Source organism: Mesorhizobium sp. M7A.F.Ca.US.007.01.2.1 (assembly GCF_003998165.1).
Lineage (GTDB): Bacteria > Pseudomonadota > Alphaproteobacteria > Rhizobiales > Rhizobiaceae > Mesorhizobium > Mesorhizobium ciceri.
Genome location: NZ_RZQP01000434.1, coordinates 1 through 2,134 on the forward strand (window position 1 = coordinate 1; position 2,134 = coordinate 2,134).

At 59.0% G+C, this 2,134-nt stretch carries 2 protein-coding genes; one reads left to right on the top strand and one right to left on the bottom strand.

Annotated features, from left to right (window positions below):
• The coding region (locus EN949_RS34780) for a glycosyltransferase (RefSeq protein WP_245472583.1) at positions 1-889 on the bottom strand (889 nt) is incomplete at its 3' end.
• Between the two features lie 244 nt (positions 890-1,133).
• Here EN949_RS34780 and EN949_RS34785 point away from each other — a divergent pair.
• Positions 1,134-2,006, top strand: a complete 873-nt coding sequence (locus tag EN949_RS34785) for a glycosyltransferase family A protein (RefSeq protein ID WP_063170851.1) — start codon at positions 1,134-1,136, stop codon at positions 2,004-2,006.
• Positions 2,007-2,134: the final 128 nt, after the last annotated feature.

The window sequence follows — 2,134 nt, forward strand, 5'->3', positions numbered from 1 at the left end:
CCACATAGTCTTTCCGGGGCAGGTAGCCCGAGAAGGTGACGTTGGGACCGGCAAGCGCCCGCAAGCAGGCTGATTGCTGCCCTTCGCCAACGATGACCAGTCGCCGCGACGGCATTTCGTTGAAGGCCCGGATGACAAGGTCGGTGCGCTTGTAGGGGGCGAGGAAGGACGCTGAAACGTAGTAATCGTCCTTATCCTCCACACAAGGCAATTCGCCCAGTGTGACCGGGGGGAAAACGACGCGCGCCTGGCGCCCGTAAATGTGCTGGATACGGGAGCGGACATAATTCGAGTTCGCCAGCATCAGGTCCGGACCGTGCGCGGTTCTCGTATCCCATGTCCTCAGGCGATGGAGCATGTAGCGATAGAGCATTCCCTTGGGGCCGAAACCAAGCCGTCCCTGCTGAAGATAGGAAAATTGTTCATCCCAGGCGTAGCGGACGGGACTGTGCACATAACACAGATGCGGCTGGTCCGGCCTGGTGATGACGCCGCGCGAGAAGGCGGCCGACGACGAGATCACCGCGTCGTATCCCGTCACGTCGAATTGCTCGATCAGAAAGGGACAGAAAAAGAAGAGGGATCGATAGAACTTATGGACCATCGGTATCCGGTTGGCCGCAGACGTATGGAATTCCACGTCGTGGAAATATTGCTCCTTCACCTCTTGTGGCAGGAAATCGAAAAGCGTGAAGACTTCGGCGTTGGGGAACTGCTTGCAGATTTGCGCAAGAACCCTTTCCCCTCCCCGGAAATTCGGGCACCAGTCATGAACGATCGCTATCCTGGCATTGCTGTCGAAGCCGGGCCCCGGCGCGGCCGGCAATTCTTCGATGGATACATCGATCTTGGCAGCGACGGCCAAATCGGAAGAGCGTTCGTGGAGCATGGTTCCCCCTAGCCTCATAAGGCTGGCAGTCTCCATTCCATGTCGTTGCTCCGGCAAGCTGTCCGATCGGCTACACACCGCTACGGGCGCATGGCCATCTAATACTTGCGGATGTGGTCCGTCACCGGGATACTCCGAAAGCCTGTGTCCGGCGGTAGGCCAGGCTCCTCCCGTCTCCTTTTATGCAGGCTGTGTCGGTCCACTCGTCGGTCTAGGTTTCGGCGGAACCGAAGCTGGATCGAGCATGAGACTCATAGTGATCATCCCGACGCTTGGCCGCAGCGGACAGGTCGGGCGTTTGCTTGGATATTTGGGCGGCCAGACGAGGCTTCCTGATGAGGTCATAGTGTCGGCGCCCGACGCCTCGCATGTCGACCTGCCGGAAAGCTGTCCTTTCCAGGTGTCACTCGTTTTCGGACCGAAAGGACTGGCTGCCCAGCGGAACAGGGCTCTCGTACCTTCCCTGGGGCGCTTCGACATCATCACATTCTTCGACGATGATTTCGTTCCGTCCGCCGAATATCTGCAGCAGGTCGAGAAAGCTTTCGTGGAAAATGACGGATGGGCGGTGGTGATGGGCACGGTCGTCAGGGACGGTGCCACGAATGCTGGCCTCACCTGGGAAAATGCCGAAGCCGCCTTGCGGGAAAACGAGGGCAAAAAACATGATGGACCGCCGGTGGTCGACCATGTCGGAGCATACGGATGCAACATGTCCTTGCGTTCCTCGCTTGTGGGCGATTTGCGCTTCGACGAGCGCCTCGTCTTGTACGGCTGGCAGGAAGACATCGACTTCACCAGCCAAATGAGATCCAAAGGCCGCGTGGTCTGCGTGACCGCGATCACGGGCGTCCATCTCGGTATCAAGACAGGGCGGGTCAGCGGCGAGCGGTTCGGCTACTCCCAGGTTGCGAACGCGATCTATCTGATCAGGAAGGGCTCCGTTCCGGCCTCTTTCGCACTTCCGCTGATGTTCAGGAATATCGCCGCGAATCTCGCAAAGAGCCTGCGGCCTGAGCCGTATATCGATCGCAGGGGCAGGCTCAGGGGTAACATGCTGGCGATCCGGCACATCGCCATGGGACGAATCGAACCCGAATACATCCTGAAAATCTGAAGGTGGGAAGACAATGCGGAAATGGCTTGTGACAGTGGCGGCGGCTTCATTGGCGGCGGCTGCCTGCCCCTTGCCGACGGTGGCTGCCGAGTACCTCTTCGGACCTCAGGACAAGGTCAGGCTCAAGG